Origin of the sequence: Streptomyces sp. NBC_00400 (assembly GCF_036048035.1) — a bacterium.
Taxonomy (GTDB): Bacteria; Actinomycetota; Actinomycetes; order Streptomycetales; family Streptomycetaceae; genus Streptomyces.
The window spans coordinates 1067513-1092803 of record NZ_CP107940.1; the positions used below are offsets into that span (position 1 = coordinate 1067513).

Below are 25291 nucleotides of genomic sequence, written 5' to 3' on the forward strand. Positions count from 1 at the left end.
GGTCAACGACCGCCCGCGGGCGTCTGGTGGCGTGCGGGGGTGGACAGATAGGGCCGGACGCTCTTGACCAGCATCGACATCTCGTAGCCCAGCACCGCCACATCGGCTTCGCGGCCGGCGAGCACGGCCAGGCACGCGCCCGATCCGGCGGTGGAGACGAACAGGAAGGTGGACTCCAGCTCGACGACCACCTGCAGCACCTCGTCGCCCTCCCCGAAGCGCACACCGGCGCTGCGGGCGAGGGAGTAGAGGCCGGAGGACAGGGCGGCCATGTGGTCGGCGCTGTCCGGGTCGAAGCCGTGGGCGGCCTTCACCAGGCCGTCCGAGGACAGCAGCAGCGCACTCCGGGCGTGCGGCACCCGCTGTACGAGCCCGGTCAGCAGCCAGGACAGATCGGTGTGCTGGCCTCCCTGCAGCTGCGAATGCGCCTGCGCACGCACATCACTCACCATGGTTGCGGTCGTCTCCTCGGGGGCGGGCCATCGTGGCATCGTGGTCACGGTCGTAGAGCAGGTCGTTGCCGGCCGGGCTGCTGGTGTCGCCGCCGTGGGCCGTGGTGCCGTTACCGCCGGCGGTGTCGCCGGCATAGGTGTCGTCGGCGAGGCTGAAGCCGCGCCGGAAGGCGGCCATCAGGCCGGGGTCGTGCTCGGGCTCGGGCCCCGTACGAGGGGTCGCGGACGGCAGGATCGGGTCGCCGCGCAGCTCGGGAACGAGGTGCGTCTGCTTGCGCCGCCGGGGCAGCCGCGGGCGGGCGCTGTTGTCCACGGCAGGCGGCGCGGGCGGGAGCACGACCGGGCCGGGATCGGCGGGGCGGTCGGCGGGAGCGGCGTCAGGGGTGTGCGGCTCGGGCAGCCGCGCGTCGGGCAGGCGGACGTCGGGAGTGTAGGCGCCCGTGGCGCGGACCAGCCGGCGACGAGCGGCACCGGCGTCGGGATCGGAGACGGGATCGGTGTCCGCGGTGAGGCGGCTCGGGGCCGGAACCGGGGCCGTACGGTCGCCGTATCCGCGCGGTGCCATGTCGAGCGTGTCGGGGGCGGGCGCGGGGCTGGGGATGGCCACGACGGTCCGGTGGCCGGGACCCAGACCGGGGTCATGGCGCTCGGGAGTCTCCACGGGGGCGTGATGCCGGGGGCGTTCGTGACGCGCAGGGGTCCCTTCGGGGACGCCGGGGTCGTCGACGAAGCCGCCGGCGTAGCCCCCGTCGTGCTCGCGCACCGGGTCGGTGTCCGGCGACGAGGCGCGCGGCCCCTCCGCTCCGTCCGCTTCCCCCTCGGCCGGTTCCTCGCCGAGCAGTTCCTGGGGCACGATCAGCACGGCCTGCACGCCGCCGTAGATATTGCTCTGCAGCCGCACCACGATGCCGTGCCGCCGGGCGAGCGAGGAGACCACGAACAGTCCGATCCGGCCGTCGCTCAACAGCTCGGCGACATCGATGTGTTCGGGGTCGGCCAGCAGGGCGTTCATCCGCGACTGCTCGTCCGCCGACATGCCCAGGCCGCGGTCCTCGACCTCGACCGCGAGCCCCGCGGTGACGAGCTGGGCGCGCAGCAGGACCGGGGTCTGCGGCGCGGAGTAGATCGAGGCGTTCTCGACGAGTTCGGCGAGCAGGTGGATGACGTCGGCGACGGCATGTCCGTGCAGGGTGCCCTCGATCGGCGGCACCAGCTTGATCCTCGGGTACTGCTCGACCTCGGCGATCGAGGAACGCAGCACCTCGGTCATGGACACCGGGCGGCTCCACTGGCGCCGCGAGATGGCGCCGCCGAGCACCGCAAGGTTCTCGGCGTGCCGGCGGATCCGGGTGGCCAGGTGGTCGACGTGGAACAGGCCCTTGAGCAGGTCCGGGTCCTCGACCTGGTTCTCCAGCTCGTCCAGCAGCTCGATCTCCCGGTGCACCAGGGACTGCAGACGGCGGGCGAGGTTCACGAACACCTCGACCTTCTGCTCGCTGCCGCTGGCGTTGCTGCGGGCGATGGCAACCGCGTCGATGACGGCGGACTCGGCGGCCCGGCCCGCGGCGGCCACCTCGTGGACGAGCAGGTCGAGCGTGTCACCGGTGGGCACCGCGCCCTGTTCGGGCTCGCGGCGCTGGATCCACTCGCCCTGCCGTACGCGGTCCAGCAGGTCGTACAGGTCGGACTGGCTGCGGGCGCAGACCTGGCGCAGCCGGGCGTAGCGGGTGACGGTGGCGCGGGCCTCGGCGTTGGCGGCGGCGCTCGCGGTGAGCACGATGACGCAGACCAGCGCGAGACCGCCGCACAGCACCACCCACTCGCGGCCGGTGAGCCGGGCGCCGCCGGTTTGCACCACGAAGGCGGCGGCGGCCGTGCAGATGACGGCGACGAGGAGGCAGGGGACGGCGGCGAGCCGGACCAGGCGGGCCCGTATCGCCGAGTCGGCAGCGGATTCGGGGAACGAGGCCCGGCCGTGTCGTCCGCCCTCACGCTCCCGCCGCCGGGCGGAGGCGGGGACGGGGACGGCCCCCGGGGAACCCTGGGGCCCTGGGGATCTGTGAGCCTCCTGGAACGTCTGGTTCCCCTGGGGGAATGCGGTAGGCATCGGCGCCCTCCGGATCGGCCGTGGCAGTTCGCGGAGCACGCACGCTAGTTGTTGCACGGGTGGGGTCCGGGCCCACTTCAGGGTTTCGCTACCCCTCGCCACCTCCTTGAGTGGGCGCCTCGCGTACACCAGTACGAGGCAATCCGAACTCCCGTTCATGGAGGGTCAGTTGGAAGGCATTCGAAAGGCCAGTCCCACAGGGCGGCGTCCCGCTGCCGCCTCAGCGGTCCGCGACGAGATCCACGTCGGTGGGGGAAACCGCCGGCGGCCAGGTGGGCCATCCATGGACGGGGGGCACGGCGATCGCCCGCCACCACGGATAGACGGCCGGAGGGTCGGCGGGCTCGAACGGCTCTCCCGGCCGGGGGTGGGCGCTGGTGACCCCGGCCTTCTGGGCAGCGGTCAGGGTCCACTCGGCGGGCTCGGCCCACGGGTGCGGTGCGAGGTTGAAGGTGCCCCAGTGGATCGGCAGCAGCACGCCGCCGGGCTCTTGGCCCTGCAGGTCGAGGTGGGACTGGACCCCCTGCTCGGGGTCCATGTGAATGTCCGGCCAGAAGTCACTGTAGGCGCCGATCTGGATCATCGTCGCATCGAACGGGCCGTACGCCGCGCCGATCTCCGCGAAGCCGGAGAAGTAGCCGGTGTCGCCGCTGTGGTAGATCCGGTGGTCGGGTCCTGCGACCACCCAGGAGGCCCACAGGGTGTGCTGCGGGCCGCGCAGACCGCGGCCGCAGAAGTGCTGTGCGGGGGTGGCGGTGAGGGTCAGCCCGCCCACTCGGGCGGACTCGTGCCAGTCGAGCTCGGTGATCCGCTCCGCGGGCACACCCCAGAATTCCAGGTCGGCACCGACGCCGAGCGGGACGACGAAGGCCGCGCCGGAGCCGGTCAGGCCCTGGACCGTCGGCATGTCGAGATGGTCGTAGTGGTCGTGGGAGATCACCACGACATCGACCGGCTCCAGCTCGTCCAGCCCGATGGGGACCGGGTGCATCCGCTGGGGGCCCGCCCAGGTGAACGGTGAACAGCGCTCGCTCCAGACGGGGTCGAAGAGCACCCGCTGACCGTCTATTTCGGCCAGCACGCTCGAATGACCCATCCAGGTGAGCCGCAGCCCGGAGGCGGGCGGCTCCGTCCCGTCCGCGGCGGTCGGCCGGTAGACCGGGATCGGGCCGACCGGCGCCCGGCGCAGCCGCCCCTCCCGGCTCAGCTGGGTACGCGCCATCGGCAGCGCGGAGCCGTGGAGCAGCTGCCTGGTCTCCACGGGATTGCGGAACTGACCGTCCACGAACTGGGGCGACCTGCGCAGCCTGGCCAGCCGCTCCCCGGTGGGCACGGCGCCGAAAGCCGCCGGCCGCAGCGCGGAGAGTCGGGTGCGACGGGGTCTGGAACCGGTCACGGCACCTCCATGGTCGGGGTAGTCGCGAAGTGAACGGGCCGCGTGAGCGGCGGGTTCCGGTACGCCGCGCCACACGGCGCCGCCGTACGGTTTCCGCACCACGACACCCGGACTCTCCACACCATCACCCGCAGACAGCAACGGCGCGACCGGCCGTGACATTCCGGAGTAAGGGTGTGACCTTTCCCGGGCGCCACAGCAGATGCCGGCCGGCCCGGCAACTCGAACGCGTCCGTGGGAGCGGGGCCGGGCAGGCCGCCCTCACACCCCTTCCACGACCGCGGGCGGACCGGGGAGCCCGGGGCGGCGGGGCAGAAAGACCGTGCGCAGGAAGATCCGCGGAGCGACGAGACGGGTGGGCGGCGCGGTGAGACAGAAGACGTCCCGGAAGGCCGCCCCGACGACGGGGTCGATCGCGGCACGGGCGAAGAGCCGGTCGAGGTACCACGTGGTCAGCCGCTCCCCGAGACCTGCCGTGGTGCCGTCGGGGCTCGCGTAGGGGCGGTCCGAACCGACCGCGGCGAGCCAGGCGGGTTCCACGGCACGGGCCACCGCCCGCTGCGCCTCGGCGGTGATCCCCGGGCGCGGTGGAGAATGTGCAGGTGGCGGGCGTGCGGGACGCCCTTGCGGAAGGCCCGCCCCGCCGGGTAGCGGTCGCGCTCGACGACGGTGATCGCGTCGACCTGTCCGACCAGGGCGGTAACGGCCGGCATCCCGGCCGGCCCGCCACCGATCACGATCGCGGTGCGCCCGCCATGGGAGTTCTCCGCCATGTTCGCCATATCCGCCTCGCTCCCCCGCCGGCCGTCCGGCCGCCGACACCCCGCGCGTCACTGCCCCGGATCCGCTCTTCCCACCGGGATCCGTACCCCGCGCCCGGTTTCCGCTCGCCGGCCCAGCCGTCCACGCCGCTCTCCCCACGCACGGAACCTGATCACGGAGGGCCCTCAGGCTTCAGGGCTCTCACCATCCATGTCGACGGCCCTTTCCGCTCACCGCTTCGGGGGACATCCCTGCAGTCCCACGGGCCGCGCTCCCCGCCCGTTCCGCACCGGCCACTGATCACCGGCGCGGCTTCTTGCGGCCCCTTTCCTCCCTCGTGTCACCGGAGTCCCTGACATCCCGTGATGAGCCGAGTGTGCGTCTAGACTCCCGGCAGCGGACGCACATCGTCCGCAAACGGTTCCACCAGCAAGGGATTCGTCTCACCAGCAAGGGATTCAGGGACGCTTGTGACATTCCAGCAGGTTTCTGAGCCGTATGACGCATACGACGTACTCGTCGTCGGCGGGTCGGGCGTGGACACCACCGTGTCGGTTGCCGCGCTGCCCGTACCGCTCGCCGACTCCTATGCGGTCCCCCCTCTTCACGAAGGGGCGGGACACACCGGCACCGGCGTCGCGCTCGGCTGCGCGGCGCTCGGGCTCACCACGGGATTCGTGGATTTCCTCGGCGACGACCATCCGGGCAGTCTGGTCCGTGAACGGCTGGCCGGTACCGGTGTCGACTTCCGGCCGCTGCTCTCGCCGCACGGCACCCGGCGGGCGGTCAACCTCGTGGCCTCCGACGGCCGCAGGATGTCGTTCTACGACGGCCGTGACCCGCTCGATCTGCGGATGCCGCCCGAGCACTATCTCCCCCCGCTGCGCCGCACCCGGCACGTCCATCTGTCGATCATGCACTTCGCCCGGTTCCTCTACGACGACATCGAGGCTCTGGGCATCCCCGTCTCCACGGATCTGCACGACTGGGACGGGCTGACGGACCATCACCGCGAGTTCGCGCTCCGCTCGGACCTGGTGTTTCTCAGTACGGCGGGGGCGGGGGAACGGATCGGCTCCGTCATGCGGGAGATCCTGCACGAGGGACGTGCCGAGGCAGTGATCGCGATGGCCGGGGCGGGCGGCGCCTACCTCCTCACCGCCGACGACCGCACCCCGCGCCTGGTCCCGCCCGCGGTCCCGCCCGGCCCCGTCGTGGACAGCAATGGCGCGGGTGATGCCTTCACCTGCGGGTTCCTCTACGGCCGGCTGGCGGGCCGGGACCTCGACGAGTGCGCGCGCCTGGGTGCGGTCGCGGGGGCGTACGCCTGCACCTCACCGGGCACCCACACCCGCCTCGCCGGACCGGAGGACCTGCGCTCGGCCCTCACCACGACGGCGCCGCCCCTCACCACGGCGGCGCCGGCCACCGCACCGCCCGGCGACGGGCAGCGGCTCGCGGGTCCGCCGGACGCCCGGGTCTCCCCTGCGGGCGCGTAACTCGCCGGCCGGGAACCTCCGGCCGGGCCCGCGGGCCCGGCCGGTCAGCCCTTGCGGCCCACCCCGCCGTAGAAAATGGTGTTGTTGAGCTCCTGCGCACCGGGCACCGGGCCGTCCGGCCGCCACAGCGGCACCCGCACCACTCCCGGCTCCAGCAGGGCGAACGGCCCGAAGAGCGGCGCGATCTCGGTCTTCGACCGCAGGTTGAGGGAGGCGGTGGCGCTCTTGTAGACGTTCACCACGCCGTCGCGTGCCTGCTCGTCCGTGCGGCCCTCCGCATAGGCCTCATAAGGCTCACCCGTCGCATGCGACAGGACGAGGTGGCTGCCCGCGGGAAGCGCCTCGGCAAGGGTGGTGATGAGGCCGGCGGGGTCCTCGTCGTCCCGGATGAAGTGGAGTACGGCGACCAGCAGCAGCGCCACCGGCCGGTCGAAGTCGATCAGTTCCCGGACGGTGGGGTGGCCGAGCAGCGCCTTGGGGTCGCGGACGTCGCCGAGCACGAAGCCGGTGCGTTCGGTGTTGGTCAGCCGGGCGCCGGCGTGGGTGGCGACGATCGGGTCGTTGTCGACGTAGACGACGCGGGTGTCGGGAGCGGTCTCCCGGGCCACCTCATGGGTGTTGGGCGAGGTGGGGATGCCGGTGCCGATATCGATGATCTGGCGGATGCCGCCGGAGACCAGTTCGCGCACCGCCCGCCGCATGAAGGCGCGGTTGGCGCGGGCGCTGAGCCGGACCTGCGGGTGGACCTCGATGACGCGCTCCGCGGCCACCCGGTCGACCTCGTAGTTGTCCCAGCCGCCGAGGTAGTAGTCGTACATCCGGGCCGGATGCGGCCGGCTGGTGTCGATCTCCTCGGCCGCGAAGCCCGAGGGCTCCGGCCCCTGGACGTACGGTCCGATCTCATGGACCGTGCCCTCCGGCGCGCCCGGGGGTATGTCCTGCTCGCTCATGCCGTCCTCCGCTCGGTGCGCCGGCCCGGCGCCGCCGAGAGCAGGAAGTCGGCGTGGCCGGCCTTCGCGCCCTCGATGAAACTCACCATTTCGTGGTGGGTGTAGATCAGCGCCGGGCCGTCCGGGTCGGTCGACTGGCGCAGCGCGATCCGGCCGTCGCCCAGCCGCATGGCCTCGACGCACTCGCCGCCGTTTCCGCCGCTCCACGGCTTGTGCCAGCCCTCAGTGCCCAGTTCCGTGGCGGGCATGCCGTTGTAGATGCGTATGCGATCCATGGTTCAGATCTCCTTGCGAAAGCCACCCAGAATGGCCTCGGTGGTGTGTGCCGGCGCGGCCTGCGCACACATCCGGTCCAGGGCCTCCAGGAACTGCGAGACGTCGTTGCGCTGGTCGAAGTACACGGCTCCGACGAGGCTTTCCGCGTAGGCGATGTCCGGGAGTTCCGGAATCGGGAAGCGGAAAATGTGAAAGGGGCCGTACATGGCGGGGTGCGGGCCCGCGGCGAAGGGCATGACCTGCAGCCGGACGCTCGGCAGTGCGGTGGCCTCCATCAGCCGGGTGATCTGGTCGCGCATCACCTGGGCCCCGCCGATCGGCCGCCTCAGCACGGTCTCGTCCATGACCACCCACAGCATCGGTGCGCCCTCACGGGTCAGGAGCGACTGCCGCTCCATGCGCAGGGCGACGATGCGGTCGATGTCCGCCGCGGAGGCGTGCGGCATGCCGGCCCGCAGGACGGCGGCGGCGTAGTCCTCGGTCTGCAACAGGCCAGGGACGTAGTGCGGTTGGTAGGCCCGGATGAGGTTGGCTTCGCTCTCCAGGCTGACGAACGCGCTGAACCACTCGGGAAGGACGTCCCGGAAACGGTGCCACCAGCCGGGCTTGTTGGCCTCGCGCGCGAGGGAGAGGAAGCCCTCGATCTCGTCCTCGTCGGTGACGCCGTAGGTCGCCAGCAGCTTCTCGACGTAGGGGAGTTTGAGGCCGACCTCGGCCTTTTCCATGCGTCGTATCGTGGCGTGGGTCACATCGAGGGCCGCGGCGGCCCGTTCGAAGGAGATCCCCGCCTTCTCGCGCAGGTCCTGCAGTCGCTTGCCGAGCACCACCCGCAGGACGGTCGGTGCACCTGCCGACCGTGGGTCCGCCACGTCCGATCGCCTCCAACTGACTTCAGTGGTCAGCAGTGTGTCATGCCGTCAACAGCGCGAACAGACTGCACCTTACGATTCTGCAAATTGCAGAGTGATCCTTGCCATCGGTGACCGGCATCGCACATAGTTACGGCGTGGCTTCCTCCAACAACGCTCCCTCGTTAGGGCGCTGTGGCGGCTTTGTCGCCCAGTACCCGCAGGACGCGTTCCACTTGCCGGCGCGACGCACGTCCGTTCCCGAGGCGCGCAGACGCGTCAGTGCGCTGCTGCACGAGTGGGGCGCGGCTCAACACGTCCGCGACGACGTGGAGTTGGTGGTTTCCGAGCTGTTCACCAACGCGGTGCGGCACACCGACAGCGAGAAGGTCGGCTGCGAACTCGCCCTCTTCGGGGCGCACATACGCATAGAGATCACGGACCAGGGCGGCCCGGAGGATTCGGCGCCGCACGTCCAGCCCGGCAGCGTGGACAAGGAGTGCGGACGAGGGCTGTTCCTCGTCGGCGCGCTCTCCGACAGCTGGGGATCACGGCCCGCCGACAGCGGTGGGGGCCGGGTCGTCTGGGCCGACCTGCCGTACTCCTCGCTCGGCCACTGAGGCCCCGCTCCGCATCGGCGGAAACGGGGCCTCCGGCACGCCTTGGGCCACCGACGACCCTGGCCGCCCAGAGAGAGACCTCCAGACGGGTTTCCCTCAGAGCGGCAGCAGATCGGGCCGCTTGGGCTCGACATGGTCACCGGACGACTCACCGCGCAGCCGGCGCCCGATCCACGGGACAAGGTGCTCCCGCGCCCAGTGGATGTTGTCCCGCCGCGCCTCGGCGGCCGAGCGCTCCGTCTCCGGCGGCCACGGCTGGTCCGGGTCGGCCGGCACCCGCAGCCCGAGCACCTGCCCCGCGCGCAGCGCCACCCGGGTGTGACCGTCGGCGGACAGATGCAGCCGGTCGTCGCTCCACGCCCGCCGGTCCTGCACCGACTTCAGCGACCACAGGTCCAGGACCGGGCAGTTGTGCCGGTCCGCGATGGCCCGGACATGCGCCGTGTACGTGGCGATCTTGCCGCGCAGATGCTTGAGGACGGGGATGCCGCGGGTGTCGAAGCCGGTGCACAGCAGGACCGTGCCGACCTCCTGCCGCAGATCGGCGACCGCCGCCTCGTAGCGCTCGGCGACCGCGTCCGGATCCGAACCGGGCCGCAGGATGTCATTGCCGCCGGCACAGAACGTCACCAGGGCGGGGGCGAGCTCCTTCGCCCGGGGCACCTGCTCCTCGACGATCTGGTCCAGGAGCCGCCCCCTGACCGCGAGGTTCGCATAGCGGAAGTCCCCCTCGGCCTGCTGGTCCGAGAGAAGGACCGCCAGGCGGTCCGCCCAACCGATGTACGCCCCGTCAGGGCCGGGATCCCCGACCCCCTCTGTAAAGCTGTCCCCGACGGCTGCGTACGACCCGATGGCGCCATGGGCACCGTTGCTGAAGTACTTCGAATCGTCTGCCACGTCACGACATACTTCACCTCAAGAAGTGACTTACGCCACCGTAACCAGGGGTTGACGAGGGGTGATTAATGCCACCAAGTCAAATTCTTGTCAAGTTGGAATAAAGATCGGCCGCGACCTGCCCCGCACATTGCGGCGCGTCGGTGTCGTCCATGTCGGCCCGATTGCCTCTTGCCTCAATGTCGTATCGTCGGAAGTGCCCGCCTCGCCGACGAGCGGCGTCGGCGAACGAACCCGAGGAGCGCGCGTGACGCAGCAGACGCCGCAGGTCCCCCAGGCCCAGCCCGAGCTCACGGAGGTCCGCAACTTCCGCGACGTGGGTGGTCTGCCGACCGTGGACGGGCGTCGCGTACGGGAGGGGAGGCTGTTCCGCAGCGGGCACCTCGCCCATGCGACCGAGGCGGATGCCGCGTTTCTGGCCGGCCTCGGGCTGCACACCATCTTCGACTTCCGCAACGCCTCGGACATCAAGCTGGAAGGCCCCGATGTCACGCTGCCCGGCGTGCGCCATGTGAACATCCCGCTCACCGACCCGGCCGACGGCGCGGAATTCTGGGCGATGGTGCGCGACGGTGAGCTGGACCAGCTGCGTTCCGCGCTCGGCGACGGCAAGGCCGCGGCCCGTATGGCCAAGACCTACCGCCACATCATCACCACCCGTACCGAAGACCACAGCAGGGTGCTGAACGCGCTTGCCGAGGACAGCGTCCCGGCGCTGATGCACTGTGCGGCCGGCAAGGACCGCGCGGGCCTGTCCGTTGCCGTGACCCTGCTCGCGGTCGGCGTGGAGCGGGACGCCATCGAGGCGGACTACCTCAAGTCCGACGATCCCCACCGGCGCTACAAGATCCGCCGCTCCGACAACTCCGCGGTCGGGATGTCGCAGGAGGTCATGGAACTGCTCGCGCCGCTGTTCGGGGCGCGCACCGACTACCTCGCGGCCGCCTATGACGCCATCGAGCAGACCTGGGGCTCGACGGAGAAGTACCTCACCGACGGCCTGAAGCTGGCGCCCGCCACCCGCGAACGGCTGCGTGACCAGCTGCTGGCGGACTGACCACCGGCACGGCCCGTCCAGAGCTCCGACGCCCCGCCCCGCGGCCGGCGCGTCGGAGCGCGGGATCCCCGTGTCACTCCAGCACGTTGGAGCAGACCGGGGAGATCTCCTGGGTGTCCTTGATCTCCTCTTGCAGCGCCTTGCTCGCCACGAGCGCGGCCACGACATCGGGATGCATACCCGCATCGTCACCCTCGCGCTCCTTGGCGTCGGCCACGCTGTTCCGCTCGTCCGCCCGGGTCTGGAGGGCGGACTTCACCTTGGCATCGGCCGCCTTTCCGGCCGCGGCATGCAGGCCCGCCGCCACACGCCTGGACCGGTCGACGAAGTCTTTCGTCGTGCGCAGCTCCGTCGGCCGTTGTGTGGGAGCAATGATCTGTTTGGCCTCGGCGCAGCCGGCGGGCACGTCGTTCGCGTTCGTCACCACCAGAACGGTCGTGGCGGCCGCGACCGCCACAGCGGCGGTTCCCGCCGTGGCGGCAGTGTTGGCGGAGGCGAGTTTTGCCAGGTAGCCGAACAGGCTGCCGATCTTCGCCGTGGGGGCGACCGGCGCGGCGAGGATCGCCAGGGCGGCGGCCACGGCGAGTTTGTCGCCCTTCAGCAGATTGCGGATCTGCTCCTCGGTGCTGACGAAGTACCTGAGGTCCTTGCTCATTCCGCCGTGCGTCGCGGCGATCTTGCCCAGCATGTAGAGCTGCAGCGCGATCTGCCCGCGGCCGGCTGCCAGCGCGGCCGGCGCGGCGACCCTGACCAGGCGGGAGAGCAGCACCCACTGCTGCGCGTCGTGCAGGGCGCGTGCGACGGTCAGCAGCAGATACGGGTCCGGCCCCGGCGGCGCGGCCTTCGCCGCGAGCCCCGCCGTCAGGCCTTCAGCGGCGGTGGCCGCCGCGGTGGGGGCCCAGTTCTGGTGGCGGACCGCGGCGAAGGCGTCCTCGGTGATCCGGTAGGTGCCGCCGCTGTAGGTGACCAGGCGGCGGTCGTAGAGTTCCGGCCCGGCATCTGCGGCCTGTGGGTCTCCGGTGACCGGTGCGAACCAGGCATCGGTCAGCGGCACGCCGAAGGTCGCCAGGGCGACCAGCGCGCTGCGGGCCGGTTCGCTCAGGGCGACGGCCAGGGCCTCGGCCTGATGCTGCGGGCTCAGCCGGTCCGGATCGACCGGCGGGGGCTGGTCGTGGGACTCCCTGGCCGCCCTGGCACGCCATTGGTCGGAGCCCTTGATGAACTCCGCGTACTGGCGCAGGCGCTGAGGCTTGCCCTCGGCCATCCGGTAGGCGTGGTCGAACTGCAGGTTCTGCAGGCCGACCGGGCCCAGCGTCAGCCCGAGTTCGGAGCTGAGCAGCTTGATCGCGGCGGCTTGGGTCAAGGGCTCGACGAAGTGCGCCGCCGCCGTGTCCGGCAGGGTCAGGTACGGGGACGTGAAGAGGAACGTGCAGCCGGAAAAGGTCTGCATCAGCCGGGCCACGTCCTCCCGGCTCAGTGCGCAGTCGAAGACGGTGAGGTGTACGTCGGAGACGTGGGCGACGGCCTCGTGCAGCATGGTCTCGTCGACCCCGCGCAGGAAGGTCTTGCCGAAGAACGCCTCGGTGAGCCGCTGGTAGAGGCTTTCCAGCGTGCCGGTCTCCCCGGTCCGGGGCGACAGGACGTGACCGCGCCGCCCCTGCGCCGCCAGTTTCCGGTGCACCTCCTCGGCAATCGCCTTCTTCCCGACGTCCGCAGCCCCGTACAGCTGGACACTGGTGCCCTCGGTCAGCTGCCGGAAGGTCTGCGCCACGAGCTCGTCGCGGCCGAACAGGTCGGCCCGGGCGGGAGCCCGCAGGGGACGGGGCTCGCGCAGCGGCAGTTCCAGCACGCTCTCGGTCTCGACGAACTTGCCGTCGACGTAGACGACGTTGAGGGTGTAGTCACCCGTGCTCACGTTGCCCTGCACATCGCCGTGGACCACGACCGAGCGCCGGGCGGCGGAGCGGGCCGGGTCCTGGGACATGTGGGCCGCAGACCGGTCGGCCGGCCCGGACTCGCCGCTCACCGGCGCTGGATGTTGATCGCGGCGTCCCCGGTCGACACGATCCCGGAAACGCTCCCGCTCACCGCCACGCCCCGGGCACCGTCGGCCTGTGCCGCCGGCGGTGCGGGAAGCAAGGCCGCCAACTCCGCGACCAGCGACGGGTCTTCCGCCAGAACGCCCCTGAGCCGGAGGCGCAGTGCCGCCAGCGCGTCCGGATCTCCGGCTGTTGTCGCCAGGTCGGTCACCGCCGCCTCGATCGGCGCGCGGTCCGGAGTGCGGCGCAGGATCCGGTCGAGCAGTCGCTGGCCCAGCCGTACCGTCGCATCGGCTGCCTGGTCCTCGGCCCGGCTCAGCACGCTGACGCCGTAGGCGCCCACTGCCGCGCCGACCGCGGGCACGATCTGACCGACTAAGGAATTGATGTCGGACACTGTTCTCCCCCGTGGTTGCCCTGATGAACAGCAGTCAGGTCGGCGAGCGCGGCTCATCCCGGGCCGCGCTTCACGCTGACCGCCCTACGTCTTCCCGGAACGCCGCCGTTTACTCCCGTACCCGCCCGTCACTTCGGGCTCGGCAGCAGCACACGTGGCCCGATCGGCTCGCGCGGCGGCGTCGGCCCCTGTACCGGCCACCCCCCGTTTTGCGAGCGTGAACTTGCAGTTTTCGAACGCTAGTTACTGGTCATTAAACATAAAGTCAATGTGTCGTCCGTCACCCTCCACGAGAAAAGTGCAGGTCGCGGCACTGTGCGCAGTTGATCGATCACGTTCGGCTGATTATGTGTGCGTCGCGGTTAACCCTGAGGGGGTCCCCCATCGGTGAGAGGGGCAGGAACGCACGTTCCGCCCCACCCGCCGCAGTGCGGGTGGTCAGCAACTCTCTTGAAGGGAGGGCTCGTGGAGCACTTGGGGCACTCATGGCCCTGGTACGCGCTGGCCGCCTTCGGCGCCTACCGGTTGACCGCCGCAGGACTCGACGCCCTTGTCCGGCGTGTGACCCACACCGCCTCGCAGGTCGCGGTGCACCGACACGTGTGCGGGGGCGCCGCGCCACAACCACGGTCCGGCGCACACCTCGTCCTCCGTCCGGAGCACGGCACCCGCCCCGCCCCCGGCGGCCCGGCGGTGCCGCGGCCGCCGTCGGGCCCGCGCTGCGGGGAGGTCCGGTGAACGAGAACTTCCCCGCGGCCCGGTCCACCGCCGACCTCCCGCTGGACTTCGAAGCGTTCTTCCAGCGCGAGCAGAAATCGTTTCTCGCCCTCGCGTGCTTCAGGCTCCGGGACCGGCGCGACGCGGAGGACGCCGTCCTCGAAGCCGGCCGCCGCATGTACGCGAAGTGGGAGCGGATCCTGGCCCACGTGAATCCGACGGCGATGGCCTACCGGATCCTCCATGGCGTGATCGGCGACTTCTACCGCCGCGAAATCCGCGACGCGCGCGTCCAGGCCTTCGCCGAGCCTCCGGACCGGCCGGACAGCTCGTACCTGAAGGAACTGGGTGACCACGAGCCGCTTGACCTCGCGCTGGACGAGCTGGAGTCCCGGGCTCCTCTCCAGGCCAATTCCGTGCGCCTCTACCACCTGGCGGGACTGTCGTACGAGCAGATCGCCGAACGGCTGGGGACCACTCCCGGCTCGGCGAAGGTCAGCGTGAGCATCGGTCTTCAACGCCTCAAAGAGATCATGACGAAACGTTCCGGAAGGGACGAGTGATGCTCGAAAACGTGCTCCGGCTCCAAGCCGAAAAGATCCGCGACGAGTACGCCGACCACGACGTGGCCGCCTTCACCCGGCGCCTCGCCGAGGCCATCGCCGACAAGGGGTGCCGGTCCCCCGCGCGCGTCACCCGCGCGGCGGCCGGCGGCGGCCGTCCCGTCCCCGTCCGCCCGGCGGTGCTCCGCGGCCGCCGTCGGCGCCGGCCCACGCCTCTCCTCGACCCGGCGGTCGCTCCCGCGGCTGTCCTGGTCGAGGTCCGGCGGCTGTGTCAGACGGTGCTGCGCAGCGATGACGTCGATGCGCTCGGTGCGTTCGCCGCGGACTACGACCCGGTGGGCGCCCGGACATTCGCCTGCCTGCTCTACAGCCTCGACAAGTGGGAGGGCGCGCTGTACTGGTGGCGCTTCGCCGCCGGGGCGGGCGACGAGCTGGCGGCCCATCTGCTGGCGGTTCACCACGCGGCCGTCGGGCCCTGGCCCGAAGCCCGGGTGTGGCGTGCGATGGCGCGCCTGATGGGCTTCGCCTTCGACCGGCATCTGCCGGTGCCCGTACGCGGGTCCTCCGAACTCGCCCAGGGCTTCGCCCGCTCCCTGGACAGGAGCCTGCAGACGTTCCTGACCGACAGCCGGCTGCCGGCCGGCCTCTGACCCCACCCGGTTGTCCGGCGGGCCTCCCCCGCCGGACAACCGGCTTCCCCGCGTATGCGGCCGGGATCCACCGTGCGTCCCGGGCCAGGTCGTCATACGCCGCGTCCCGTCGTCCCCCTGGATCCCCTCGGTCCGGGTCCCGGCCCCGGCCGCCCCCGGCCTACTCGCGGCGCCCCAGGTGCGCCTTGACCAGCGTCCGGCCGAAGTCCCACATCAGGCCGCCGCCCCCGTGGGCGTCGTCCATGACGGCCGTGAACGCCTCGACGAAGCGGTCCACTTCGGGCTCGCCGATGATCAGCGGGGGGATCAGCTTGATGACTTCGAGATGGTCGCCGGAGACCTGGGTCAGGATGCGGTGGCGCTGCAGCAGCGGTACCACGACCATCTGCGCGAACAGCCCCTTGCGGGCTGCCTGCAGCATCGTCCAGCGGCTGCGCAGGCCGAGCGAGGTGGGGCGGCCGAACTCGATGCCGATCATCAGGCCGCGGCCCCGTACGTCGTGCAGCAGCTCGTACTTGTCGACCAGCGCGGCGAGCCGGGAGCGCAGCAGCTCGCCGGTGTGCCGGGCGCCCGCGACGGTCTGCTCGTCCTCCATCACCGAGAGCACCGCCAGACCGGCCGCCATCGCCTGGGCGTTGGCGCCGAAGCTGGCGGAGTGCACCAGCACCCGGTCCATGGACGAGTAGACCTTCTTGAAGATCCAGTCCTTGCCGAGGGTCGCGCCGACGGGGACGTAGCCGCCGGACAGCGCCTTGGCCACACACACCAGGTCCGGCTCGACGCCGTCCTCGTGCTGGTAGGCGAAGAAGTCGCCGGTGCGGCCGAGGCCGGTCTGCACCTCGTCGGCGATCAGCAGGGCCTTGTGGCGGTGCAGCAGCTCCTGTGCGGCGCGCAGGAATCCGGGCGGGGCCGGGTGGACGCCCTTGCCCTGGACCGGTTCGACCACGAACCCCGCCACATCGCCGCGCTTCAGCTCCCGGGCCAGTGCGTCCAGATCACCCATCTCGATGGCGGTGTCCGGCAGCAGCGGGGCGAAGCCGTCCCGGAAGCCGTCCTCGCCGTTGACGGAGAGCGAGCCGGCGGTCAGGCCGTGGAAGGCATGGGTGCAGTAGAGGATGCGGGGTCTGCCGGTGGCGTAGCGGGCGAACTTCAGGGCGGTCTCGACGGCTTCGGTGCCGCTGTTGCCGAAGAAGACCCGGTCCAGGTGGGGCGCACAGGTCAGCAGTTTCTCGGCGAGCAGGCCGGGCAGCGGCTGGCAGTCGAAGCGGGTGAGATCGGCGAGCTGGGCATCCAGGACGTCGTGCAGCGCCTTGCGGACGACGGGGTGGTGCCGTCCGAGGCCCATCACTCCGAATCCCGCGAGCATGTCCAGGTAGTCCTGGCCGTCGGCGTCCCAGAAGTAGGCGCCCTCGGCCCGCTCGTAGACCTTGTCGAAGCCGATGGTGTGCAGCATGCGCGGGAGCTGGTGGTTGAGATGGCGGGCGTGCAGGTCGTAGCGCTCGCCGCCGCGTGCGGCGAGCAGTTCGGTGAGATCGAATCCGGTCACGCGTGGCTCTCCTTACGGGCCAGCGCGGCGCTGATCCGGCCGGCGATCTCGGCCGGGGTGAGGCCGAGGTCGGCCAGCAGCTCACCGCGCTTGGCGTGTGCCAAGAACTGCTCGGGGATGCCGAAGGTGCGCAGCGGCACGTCCACGCCGGCGTCCCGCAGCGCCTGGCCGACCGCCCAGCCCACGCCGCCGGTCCGGCAGTTGTCCTCGACGACCACCACCATGGCGTGGTCCGCGGCGAGCCGGGGGACGGCGTCGTCGACCGGCTTGACCCACCGCGGGTCGATGACGGTCGTATCGACGCCGCGTGCCGTGAGCAGTTCGGCGACCCGCAGACAGACCGGAGCCATCACACCGACCGCGACCAGCAGGACATCGGGATGGGGCGCCCGGTGGAGGACATCGACACCGCCCATCCGGTCCACGGCCGGGACCGGATCGTCCACCGGCTCCTTGGGGAAGCGGACGACGGTCGGTGCGTCGGCCACGTCCAGCGCCTCGCGCAGCTGGGCGCGAAGCTGATCGGCGTCGCGCGGTGCGGCGATCCGCAGACCGGGGACGACCTGCAGGATCGACAGGTCCCACATGCCGTTGTGGGAGGCGCCGTCGGTGCCGGTGACACCGGCCCGGTCCAGCACGAAGGTGACGCCGCACTTGTGGAGCGCCACATCCATCAGCACCTGGTCGAAGGCCCGGTTGAGGAAGGTGGCATAGACCGCGACGACGGGGTGCAGACCACCGGTGGCCAGCCCCGCCGCCGACACCACCGCATGCTGTTCGGCGATGCCCACGTCCCACACCCGGTCGGGGTAGGCCGCGGCGAATTTCCCGAGCCCGACCGGCTGCAGCATCGCCGCGGTGAGGGCGACGACGTCCGCGCGTTCGGCGCCGATGCGGACCATCTCGTCGCCGAAGACGGAGGTCCAGGAGGGCCGGTCTGCCGCGATGACGGGTGCGCAGGTCAGAGGGTCCATCACACCGACCGTGTGGAAGTGGTCCGCCTCGTCCTCCAGAGCAGGCCGGCAGCCGCGGCCCTTCTCGGTGAGGCAGTGCACCAGGACCGGGCCGTTGAAGCCCTTCGCGCGGCGCAGCGCCGATTCGACGGCCGCGATATCATGGCCGTCGACCGGTCCGAGGTACTTCAGCCCCAGGTCCTCGAACATGCCCTGAGGCGCAAAGGCGTCCTTGAAGCCCTTCTTGGCGCCGTGCAGGGATCCGTAGAGCGGCGGTCCGACGACCGGGGTGCGCTGGAGCACGTCCTTGCCCCAGGACAGGAACTTCTCGTAGCCGTCGGTGGTGCGCAGGGTGGCGAGATGGTCGGCGAGGCCGCCGATGGTGGGGGCGTAGGAGCGCTCGTTGTCGTTGACGACGATGATCAGCGGGCGGTCCTTGGCGGCGGCGATGTTGTTGAGGGCTTCCCAGGCCATCCCGCCGGTGAGCGCGCCGTCCCCGATGACGGCCACCACATGGTCGTTGCCGCCCCGCACCCCTCGGGCCTTGGCCAGGCCGTCGGCCCAGCCCAGCACCGTCGAGGCATGGCTGTTCTCGATGACATCGTGCGCGGACTCGGCGCGCGAGGGATAGCCGGACAGGCCGCCCTTGGCCCGCAGCTTGGAGAAGTCCTGACGGCCGGTCAGGAGCTTGTGCACGTAGGCCTGGTGGCCGGTGTCCCACAGGATGCGGTCGGCGGGTGAGTCGAAGACCCGGTGCAGGGCGAGGGTCAGCTCGACCACGCCCAGGTTGGGCCCCAGATGGCCGCCGGTACGGGCGACGGCCTGCACGAGGAAGTGCCGGATCTCCTCGGCGAGTGCGGCAAGGCGCTCCGCGGGGAGCGCCTTGAGGTGGCGTGGCTGCCGGATGTTCTCCAGCATCGTCATATGCGCTCCCCCTCCGGTTCGGCTGACAGGGACCGGCCGGGCCCGGCTCGTGCGGCCATGTGGCGCAGGAGCCGGGCCGGACCGGGACGACGGTGCGCCCGGGTGCGGCTCACCGCCGGTGGGCGGTCACCCGCGGTTGCCCGCGACGGTCTCCCTGGCCGCCCGGAGGGATTCCTTCAGCGACCCCATGGTGGCGAGGACGGCGGTCGGCTCGTAGCCGCAGTGCGCCATGCAGTTGGCGCAGCGCGGGTCCTTGCCGCGGCCGTACTTGTCCCAGTCGGTCTCCTCGATGAGCTCCCGGTAGGTGGGGACGTACCCGTCGCTCATGAGGTAGCAGGGGCGCTGCCAGCCGAAGAGCGAGTAGTTGGGGATCGCCCACGCCGTGCACGGGAAGTCCGCCTTGCCCTCCAGGAAGTCCAGGAACAGCGGGCTGTGGTTGAGCCGCCAGCGGCGCCGGTTGCCGCCGGCGAAGGCCTTCTTGAACAGCTCACGGGTCTGCTCCACGCCGAGGAAGTGCTCCTGGTCGGGGGCCTTCTCGTAGGCGTAGGCGGGCGACAGCATCATTTCGTCGACCTGCAGGTCGTCATTGAGGAAATTGAGGACCTCGATGATGGTCTGCGGGGTGTCGGTGTTGAAGAAGGTGGAGTTGGTGGTGACCCGGAAACCGCGCCGCTTGGCCTCCTTGATCGCCGCCACCGCCTCGTCGAACACGCCTTCCTTCGCGACGGATTCATCGTGCCGCTCGCGCATGCCGTCGATGTGCACGGCAAAAGCGAAATACGGCGAGGGGGTGAAGTTCTCCATCTTCTTGCGCAGCAACATCGCGTTGGTGCACAGGAAGACATACTTCCGCTTGGCCACCAACTGCCGCACGATCTCGTCGATCTGCGGGTGCATCAGGGGCTCGCCACCGGCGATGGAAACCATCGGGGCGCCGGACTCCAGCACCGCACCGACCGCCTGCGCCACCGGCATACGCTGTTTGAGTACGCCCGCCGGATGCTGGATCTTCCCGCAGCCCTCGCATTTCAGATTGCACGCGAAGAGCGGTTCCAGCTCGACAATGAGCGGGAACTTCTCCCGCCGGCGGATCATCTTCTGTTCAAAAAGATAGGTCCCGACCCGGATGGACTGACGGAGCGGCATGGCCATCTGGCTCACCTCCAGGGGAGCAGCAAAGAACGGTGCCATTCATAGAAAACAGGAAGTACGGAGCGCAGCACGCGGAAGGCCGATATTCCACCGCGCACCGTGCCGATGCGTACGAGTTCATGTTCTGGAGCGTCCACGACCACCCGGACGGCCGCAACCGGACGGATGCCGGCCCGCCGGGCCACCCGGAGGGTCACGGCGGATTCCATGTCCACCGCGACCGCACCGGAGGCATGCAGCGCGGCCCGCTCCGCACCGCGTACGACGTGGTCACAGCCGCGCAGCAGCCCGGTGTGCACGGTCAGCCCCCGCTGCCGCAGGGCCCGGAGCAGCGGGCCGTTGTCGTGGCAGAGCGTTTCCGGCGCGTCCGCATGGTGGTCGCGGGTGGCCTCGGCGACGACCACGTCCCCGGGGCGCATCCCGGGAGCGAGGCCGGCGCAGAAACCGCTGGCGACGACGGGGGAACGCTCGGTGACCGCGCCGGCACGCAGCGCATGGGTGAGGGCGCGTTCGGCCGCCTGGGGGCCCATGCCGGTACGGAGCGTGACCAGCTGCGGACCGTCCCCTCGCGCCGTTCCCCCGCGGTCACCGCCGCGCAGCGCGAACCGCTCGATGCCGAGCGCACAGGCGACCAGCAGGGGCGGGTCCGCGTCCGCCGGGGGCCGCGGCATCAGACCCTCACCGGTGCGGCGGCCGGCCCCCCGCCCAGGTAGCGGCCCAGGGCGGTCAGCGGGAAGACCTGGCGGTAGAGGTGATAGTTGATGGAGAAATCCCAGGGGAAGCCCGTGCCGGTGAAGTACGGCTCGTCCCAGGACCCGTCCTCCCGCTGGGTGGCGGTCAGCCAGCGCACTCCGCGCCGTACCGCCTCGCTGCCCCGCTCCCCGGCCGCGAGCAGTGCCATCAGCGCCCAGGCGGTCTGTGAGGCGGTCGAGGCGCCGCGCCCGGCCCACTCCTCCGTGTCCTGGTAGGAGCGCTGGTCCTCGCCCCAGCCGCCGTCGTCGTTCTGCACCTGCTCCAGCCAGCGCACCGCCCGGCGCACCGCGGGGTGCGAGGCGGGGATGCCGGCCGCGGCGAGCGCGGGGAGCACCGAGCCCGTGCCGTAGAGGTAGTTGGTGCCCCAGCGGCCGAACCAGGCGCCGCTGGGCTCCTGTTCGGCCAGCAGCCAGGCGATGCCGCGGCGGGTGCGCGGGTCGTGGGTACGGCCGACATCGGCCAGCATCTCGACGACATGGGCGGTGACATCGGCCGACGGCGGGTCGATGACCTCCCCGAAGTCGCAGAACGGCAGCCGGTTGGGGAACGGGCTGGTGTTGTCGACGTCGAAGGCGCCCCAGCCCCCGCCCTTGGACTGCATCCCGAAGCTCCAGCGCACCGCGCGGTCCACCGCGGCGTCGACCCGCTGCGGATCGGGGTGCTCGACCCGGCGCAGCGCGAGCACCACCTCGGCGGTGTCGTCGATGTCCGGGTAGCTGTCGTTCTCGAACTCGAACGCCCAGCCTCCGGAGGGGAGTTGGGGCCGCTTCACGCTCCAGTCGCCGGGCCGGCGGATCTGCTCGGCGAGCATCCAGTCGACGGCCTTGACCAGCTGCGGGTGGCCGGCGGGCAGTCCGGCGTCGGCGAGCGCGATGGTGGCCAGGCAGGTGTCCCAGACCGGGGACTGGCAGGCCTCGATCATCCGGATGGGACCTCCCTGGCCGTCGGGCCCCGGGGGGCCGTCCTCGCGCCATACGGCGAAGCGGTCGAGGGAGGCCAGGCCGGCGCGCAGCACGGGGTGGTCGAGGTCGTAGCCGAGGAGGTGCAGGGCGATGACGGAGTAGACGGCGGGGGGCTGGATGCCGCCCCAGCAGCCGTCGTTCTCCTGCCGCTCGATGATCCAGCGGGCGGCGGAGCGCATCGCGGCGCCGCGCAGCTTGCGCAGGGCGACCTTGTGGTAGAGGTGCAGCGCCTTGTCCAGGCGCTGGAAGAGCCCGTCCCACGTGGTGGCGGGGGCGAGCGGCCGCGGCGGGTTGGGCCGGCGCGGATCGGTGTGCAGCTCGTCGAGGCCGAACGGCGCAGGGCGTACCGGGCGCTTCGCCGAGACGATCGTCAGCGGCACGATGGTCTGCCGCGCCCAGCATCCGAAGTCGTAGATGTTGAGCGGGAACCACGTGGGGAAGTAGATCAGCTCCGGCGGGAGTTGGGGCAGGTCGTCCCATTTCCACCAGCCGAAGAGGGCCAGCCAGATGCGGGTGAAGACCCGGGCCGCGGCGACTCCGCCCTGTTCGCGGACCCATGCGGAGGCCTTGGCCAGGTGCGGGGCGTCCGGGTCGTCCCCGGCGAGGCGCAGGGCGACATAGGCCTCGATGGTGGTGGAGAGTTCGCCGGGCCCGCCGTGGAAGGTGGCCCAGGTGCCGTCCGCACGCTGCTCGCCGCGGATGTGACGGGCCGCGGCCGCGGTGAACTCCGGGTCCTGGATGCCCAGGAATTGACGGAGCAGCAGGTCTTCGGCGTCCATCGTGACGTTGGTCTCGAGGTCGCCCTTCCACCATCCGGCGGGGTCCTGCACGGAGAGCAGGTAGTCCGTGGCGCGGGCGGTCGCGCGCCGGGCGGCGTCCGCCGTGTCCTGCGCCGTGGCGGTGCGCGCGGGCGGAGCTGTTCCGGTTGTCTCAGCGGTGGCATCGCTGGCCGAGGGGGCCCGGGGCGGCAGCGCCCCGGTACTTCCGTCGGTCGTCGCTGTCATGGCTTCCCCTTCTGCAGTGAACTGTCAAAAGCGTGCTCAGGGATTCCGTCGGCCGGCGCCTGGCTGGCGCCGGCCGGCGACTGCGATCTATTCGGTGTCGCTGGTGCTCATCTCTCCCGTACAACGACGAAGTCCGCGAGTGCGACGAGCTGTGCGCGGACCTTTTCCGGCATCTCGATCTCGTTCAGGGCGGCAATGGCGGTGGCGTGCTGGCGGCGCGCCTCCTGAGAGGTCCACTCGCGGCCGCCTGCCTCCTCGATGAGGGCCGCGCGGGAGGCGAACTCCTCCTCGGTGAAGTCGGCGATCTCGGTCTCGCTCTTCTTCGCGTCGTCGGCGAGGATCCGGGCAAGACGCTCGGCGGCGGGGCCCTCGGCGGCCAGTGCGGCCACGACCGGCAGCGACTTCTTGCGCTGGCGCAGGTCGCTCCAGGGCCGCTTGCCGGTGGCGTCCGGGTCGCCCCAGATGCCGAGCAGATCGTCGACGGCCTGGAAGGCGAGGCCGAGGTGGTAGCCGTACCGCTCCAGGGTGTCCGCGGTGCGGTCGTCGGCGCCGCCGAGGACCGCACCGATGGAGACGGCGCAGGCCAGCAGCGCGCCGGTCTTGTTGCCCTCCATCTCCAGGCACTCCTCGACGGTGACCCGCTCGCGGTGCTCGTAGGAGATGTCCTGGGCCTGACCGTCGATCAGTTTGCGGGAGGCCTGGGTGAGCCGGCGGGTGGCACGTCCGGCGTCGACCGTGCCGAGCTCCAGCAGTATTTCGTTGGCGAGGGCGAACAGCGCGTCCCCGACGAGGATGGCCTGTGCGGGACCGTGCACCTTCCAGACGGTGTCGCGGTGCCTGCGCTGCTCGTCGCCGTCCATGAGGTCGTCGTGCAGCAGCGAGAAGTTGTGCACCAGCTCGACGGCGACCGCGCCGGGGATACCGGTCTCGGGGGCCGCGCCGGCGGCCTCGGCCGACAGCAGGGCGAGCGCGGGCCGTACGGCCTTGCCGCTGTCGCCCGTGGTGGGGCGGCCCTCGGCGTCGATCCATCCGAAGTGGTAGGCGGCGACGGTGTCCATGGGAGAAGCGAGCCGGTCCACGGCGGCACGCAGCACGGGAGTGGCGAGTGTCCGCCCGCGCTCCAGCAGCGCGGTGACGCTCTCGGTGTCGATAGCTGGGGAAGCCGGGTTCACGGTTTCTCCTCTGTTTCCGGTGCTCGTGCTCGTGGGAGCGCTCGTACTCGTAGTCATGCCGCCTCCTGAGGCAACTGGCCCTGGGGGAAGCCGAGTTCGGTGAGTGCCTCGCGAGCGGCGGCAGTGCCGCTGCGAACAGCGCTTTCCATGGTCGCGGGCCACCCGGTGGCGGTCCACGCACCGGCCAGGAACAGGCCGGGGGCTTGGGTGCGGGCGGCGGGGCGGAGCCTGCCGACGCCCGGCGCGGGCGCAAAGGTCGCGGTGCGCTCGCGGGTGACGAAGAAGTCGTGGATCCTGGCGCCGCGGGCGGCGGGCAGCAGCCGCTCCAGTTCGGGCAGATAGCGGGCGCGGAGCTTGGCGACCGGCTGGTCGATCTCCTCCTGCGCCGCGGACTGCGAGACCGCCAGGTACTGGCTGCGCTCCTGGCCGGGAAGGCCCGTCAGCCCGGAGGCATCCGTGCGGTCGAAGACCCACTGGACCGGGGAGCCGACCGCGGCGAAGAAGGGGCGGCGCAGCACCTTGCGGTCGTAGACGACATGGAGGTTGAGGATGGGGGCGGTGCCGATGTCCAGCAGCCGGTCCTTGCCGTCCAGTGCCGCGTCGGGCAGCAGGGCGTGTGCCTCGCGCTGGGGTACGGCGAGGACGACGGTGTCCGCGGTCAGCTGCTCGCGCTCGTGCGGCCCCTTCTCCACCGTGACCTGCCAGCCGTCGTCGCGGCGGGTGAGGGCCCCGGCGCGGGTGCGCAGGGCGATGCGGACGCCGGCCTTCTCCAGGGCCGTGCGGGCGAGGTCGTCGTGGACGTCGCCGAGCGGGACCCGGGCCCAGCCGATGTCGGCGGCACCGGGGGCGGACAGCAGCCCGGTCTTGAAGACCTTGGCGGCCAGGCCCGTCGAGGCGTCCTCGGCACGGGCGTTGAGGGTCGCGATGCCGACCAGGTCCCACAGCGCCTCGACCGCGCGGGCGGACTGGCCGTGGCGGCGCAGCCAGCTGCCGAAGTCCTGCCGGTCCAGGGCGGGGTCGGCCGGGTCGAGACCCTTCAGCGCGAGGGTGGCGCGGACGACCCCGGCGCGTTCGGCGGGCGAGAGGTGCGGGTAGCCGGCCAGACTCCCGGCGAGGTGCAGCGGTACGGGGAGCGCCGTGCGGCGCAGCCGGCCGAGCCGCATCCGGTCGGCGTCGAGGACGGGTACGTCCATCCGGTCCTGCAGGGGCACCAGGTGCGCGGCGCCGAGCCGTGCCAGCAGCCGGCTGTAGGCGGTGCAGCAGCGCAGGAAGACATGCTGGCCGTTGTCGACGGTCAGCTCGCCGACGCCGGACTCACGGCGGAAGGAGAAGACCAGCCCGCCGAGACGGGGCCGGCCCTCGACAAGGGTGACCCGCAGCCCCGCGTCGGCCAGCGCGAGCGCCGCCGTGGTGCCCGCGAGCCCGCCGCCGATCACCACCGCCGCCGCCCCTTCGGGACGGCCGGACGGCAGGGCGTGCCGCCGGCCGGGCCGCATGGGCTCCGATGTCATGTGCTCTCCCCCCGTACTGCTGTGAGGGACGCAGCCACTCCCGGGAGGGTTGCCCGCCGCACTGACGCGGGATCACCGCTGTCG

22 protein-coding genes are annotated in these 25291 nt (G+C 71.4%); 5 read left to right on the plus strand and 17 right to left on the minus strand.

The genetic code is table 11. The features are described from left to right. Nucleotides 1-2 precede the first annotated feature (2 nt). The 4 genes from OHS81_RS04775 to OHS81_RS04790 form a co-directional block, all read right to left on the minus strand. On the minus strand, nt 3-452 hold the full coding sequence (locus OHS81_RS04775) for a roadblock/LC7 domain-containing protein (protein ID WP_328382733.1): 450 nt from the start codon (nt 450-452) through the stop codon (nt 3-5). Beyond that, nucleotides 442-2559, minus strand: coding sequence for a sensor histidine kinase (locus tag OHS81_RS04780; RefSeq protein ID WP_328382735.1), 2118 nt, complete (start codon nt 2557-2559; stop codon nt 442-444). The genes OHS81_RS04775 and OHS81_RS04780 overlap by 11 nt, the downstream gene beginning before the upstream one ends. Nucleotides 2560-2779: 220 nt before the next feature. After that, nucleotides 2780-3955 (minus strand): MBL fold metallo-hydrolase, encoded by a 1176-nt coding sequence (locus tag OHS81_RS04785; protein ID WP_328382737.1) that lies wholly within the window; start codon nt 3953-3955, stop codon nt 2780-2782. 261 nt (nt 3956-4216) lie between these two features. Then, a complete protein-coding gene (locus tag OHS81_RS04790) occupies nt 4217-4507 on the minus strand; it encodes a hypothetical protein (protein WP_328382739.1) in 291 nt (96 codons plus the stop codon). A gap of 680 nt (nt 4508-5187) precedes the next feature. On the opposite strand from OHS81_RS04790, the gene OHS81_RS04795 reads away from it, so the two are divergent. Further along, the gene (locus OHS81_RS04795) at nt 5188-6216 is read left to right on the plus strand and encodes a carbohydrate kinase family protein (RefSeq protein WP_328382741.1); all 1029 of its coding nucleotides are present in this window, start codon (nt 5188-5190) and stop codon (nt 6214-6216) included. A gap of 44 nt (nt 6217-6260) precedes the next feature. Here OHS81_RS04795 and OHS81_RS04800 read toward each other — a convergent pair whose 3' ends face one another. From OHS81_RS04800 to OHS81_RS04810, 3 genes are read right to left on the minus strand one after another with little or no spacing between them, the layout of a single operon-like run. Next, the gene (locus OHS81_RS04800; RefSeq protein ID WP_328382743.1) at nt 6261-7166 is read right to left on the minus strand and encodes an SAM-dependent methyltransferase; all 906 of its coding nucleotides are present in this window, start codon (nt 7164-7166) and stop codon (nt 6261-6263) included. Beyond that, on the minus strand, nt 7163-7441 hold the full coding sequence (locus OHS81_RS04805; RefSeq protein ID WP_328382744.1) for a DUF397 domain-containing protein: 279 nt from the start codon (nt 7439-7441) through the stop codon (nt 7163-7165). Before OHS81_RS04805 ends, OHS81_RS04800 begins: the two co-directional genes overlap by 4 nt. A gap of 3 nt (nt 7442-7444) precedes the next feature. Further along, a complete protein-coding gene (locus tag OHS81_RS04810; protein WP_328382746.1) occupies nt 7445-8311 on the minus strand; it encodes a helix-turn-helix domain-containing protein in 867 nt (288 codons plus the stop codon). 137 nt (nt 8312-8448) lie between these two features. Between OHS81_RS04810 and OHS81_RS04815 the strand changes: the two genes are divergently transcribed. Continuing rightward, nucleotides 8449-8910: an ATP-binding protein gene (locus OHS81_RS04815; protein WP_328382749.1), complete on the plus strand. Its 462-nt coding sequence runs from the start codon at nt 8449-8451 to the stop codon at nt 8908-8910. 96 nt (nt 8911-9006) lie between these two features. Here the strand turns inward: OHS81_RS04815 and OHS81_RS04820 are convergent, their stop codons facing one another. Continuing rightward, the gene (locus OHS81_RS04820; protein ID WP_328382751.1) at nt 9007-9807 is read right to left on the minus strand and encodes an SGNH/GDSL hydrolase family protein; all 801 of its coding nucleotides are present in this window, start codon (nt 9805-9807) and stop codon (nt 9007-9009) included. Between the two features lie 247 nt (nt 9808-10054). Between OHS81_RS04820 and OHS81_RS04825 the strand changes: the two genes are divergently transcribed. Then, on the plus strand, nt 10055-10864 hold the full coding sequence (locus OHS81_RS04825) for a tyrosine-protein phosphatase (RefSeq protein WP_328382753.1): 810 nt from the start codon (nt 10055-10057) through the stop codon (nt 10862-10864). 73 nt (nt 10865-10937) lie between these two features. On the opposite strand, the gene OHS81_RS04830 is transcribed toward OHS81_RS04825, so the two are convergent. Beyond that, nucleotides 10938-12890 (minus strand): hypothetical protein, encoded by a 1953-nt coding sequence (locus OHS81_RS04830; RefSeq protein ID WP_328382755.1) that lies wholly within the window; start codon nt 12888-12890, stop codon nt 10938-10940. Then, nucleotides 12887-13300 carry a hypothetical protein gene (locus OHS81_RS04835; RefSeq protein ID WP_328382757.1) on the minus strand — a complete coding sequence of 138 codons (414 nt, stop codon included), beginning with the start codon at nt 13298-13300 and terminating at the stop codon, nt 12887-12889. Before OHS81_RS04835 ends, OHS81_RS04830 begins: the two co-directional genes overlap by 4 nt. 734 nt (nt 13301-14034) lie before the next feature. Here OHS81_RS04835 and OHS81_RS04840 point away from each other — a divergent pair. Both OHS81_RS04840 and OHS81_RS04845 read left to right on the plus strand, forming a co-directional pair. Further along, nucleotides 14035-14580: an RNA polymerase sigma factor gene (locus OHS81_RS04840; protein WP_328382759.1), complete on the plus strand. Its 546-nt coding sequence runs from the start codon at nt 14035-14037 to the stop codon at nt 14578-14580. After that, nucleotides 14580-15230, plus strand: coding sequence for a hypothetical protein (locus OHS81_RS04845; protein WP_328382761.1), 651 nt, complete (start codon nt 14580-14582; stop codon nt 15228-15230). Before OHS81_RS04840 ends, OHS81_RS04845 begins: the two co-directional genes overlap by 1 nt. Nucleotides 15231-15390: 160 nt before the next feature. On the opposite strand, the gene OHS81_RS04850 is transcribed toward OHS81_RS04845, so the two are convergent. The 7 genes from OHS81_RS04850 to hpnE form a co-directional block, all read right to left on the minus strand. Continuing rightward, nucleotides 15391-16776 carry an aspartate aminotransferase family protein gene (locus tag OHS81_RS04850; protein ID WP_328382763.1) on the minus strand — a complete coding sequence of 462 codons (1386 nt, stop codon included), beginning with the start codon at nt 16774-16776 and terminating at the stop codon, nt 15391-15393. Further along, nucleotides 16773-18653: a 1-deoxy-D-xylulose-5-phosphate synthase gene (gene dxs / locus OHS81_RS04855; protein WP_328382764.1), complete on the minus strand. Its 1881-nt coding sequence runs from the start codon at nt 18651-18653 to the stop codon at nt 16773-16775. The genes OHS81_RS04850 and dxs overlap by 4 nt, the downstream gene beginning before the upstream one ends. Before the next feature lie 126 nt (nt 18654-18779). Beyond that, nucleotides 18780-19805, minus strand: a complete 1026-nt coding sequence (gene hpnH, locus OHS81_RS04860; RefSeq protein WP_311621631.1) for an adenosyl-hopene transferase HpnH — start codon at nt 19803-19805, stop codon at nt 18780-18782. A gap of 5 nt (nt 19806-19810) precedes the next feature. Continuing rightward, entirely contained in the window at nt 19811-20476 is a 666-nt protein-coding gene (locus OHS81_RS04865) for a phosphorylase family protein (protein ID WP_328382769.1), read from the minus strand. After that, nucleotides 20476-22524, minus strand: coding sequence for a squalene--hopene cyclase (gene shc, locus OHS81_RS04870; protein WP_328382770.1), 2049 nt, complete (start codon nt 22522-22524; stop codon nt 20476-20478). Before shc ends, OHS81_RS04865 begins: the two co-directional genes overlap by 1 nt. Nucleotides 22525-22631: 107 nt before the next feature. Beyond that, nucleotides 22632-23696, minus strand: coding sequence for a polyprenyl synthetase family protein (locus tag OHS81_RS04875; RefSeq protein ID WP_328382771.1), 1065 nt, complete (start codon nt 23694-23696; stop codon nt 22632-22634). Between the two features lie 53 nt (nt 23697-23749). Beyond that, on the minus strand, nt 23750-25207 hold the full coding sequence (gene hpnE, locus OHS81_RS04880; protein WP_443058651.1) for a hydroxysqualene dehydroxylase HpnE: 1458 nt from the start codon (nt 25205-25207) through the stop codon (nt 23750-23752). Nucleotides 25208-25291: the final 84 nt, after the last annotated feature.

Bases quoted from the DNA above. Each gene is read 5' to 3' on its own strand.
- OHS81_RS04775 (WP_328382733.1), bottom strand. From the start codon at position 452: ATGGTGAGTGATGTGCGTGCGCAGGCGCATTCGCAGCTGCAGGGAGGC.
- OHS81_RS04780 (WP_328382735.1), bottom strand. From the start codon at position 2,559: ATGCCTACCGCATTCCCCCAGGGGAACCAGACGTTCCAGGAGGCTCAC.
- OHS81_RS04800 (WP_328382743.1), bottom strand. From the start codon at position 7,166: ATGAGCGAGCAGGACATACCCCCGGGCGCGCCGGAGGGCACGGTCCAT.
- OHS81_RS04805 (WP_328382744.1), bottom strand. From the start codon at position 7,441: ATGGATCGCATACGCATCTACAACGGCATGCCCGCCACGGAACTGGGC.
- OHS81_RS04845 (WP_328382761.1), top strand. From the start codon at position 14,580: ATGCTCGAAAACGTGCTCCGGCTCCAAGCCGAAAAGATCCGCGACGAG.
- dxs (WP_328382764.1), bottom strand. From the start codon at position 18,653: ATGACGATGCTGGAGAACATCCGGCAGCCACGCCACCTCAAGGCGCTC.
- hpnH (WP_311621631.1), bottom strand. From the start codon at position 19,805: ATGGCCATGCCGCTCCGTCAGTCCATCCGGGTCGGGACCTATCTTTTT.
- OHS81_RS04865 (WP_328382769.1), bottom strand. From the start codon at position 20,476: ATGCCGCGGCCCCCGGCGGACGCGGACCCGCCCCTGCTGGTCGCCTGT.
- shc (WP_328382770.1), bottom strand. From the start codon at position 22,524: ATGACAGCGACGACCGACGGAAGTACCGGGGCGCTGCCGCCCCGGGCC.
- hpnE (WP_443058651.1), bottom strand. From the start codon at position 25,207: ATGACATCGGAGCCCATGCGGCCCGGCCGGCGGCACGCCCTGCCGTCC.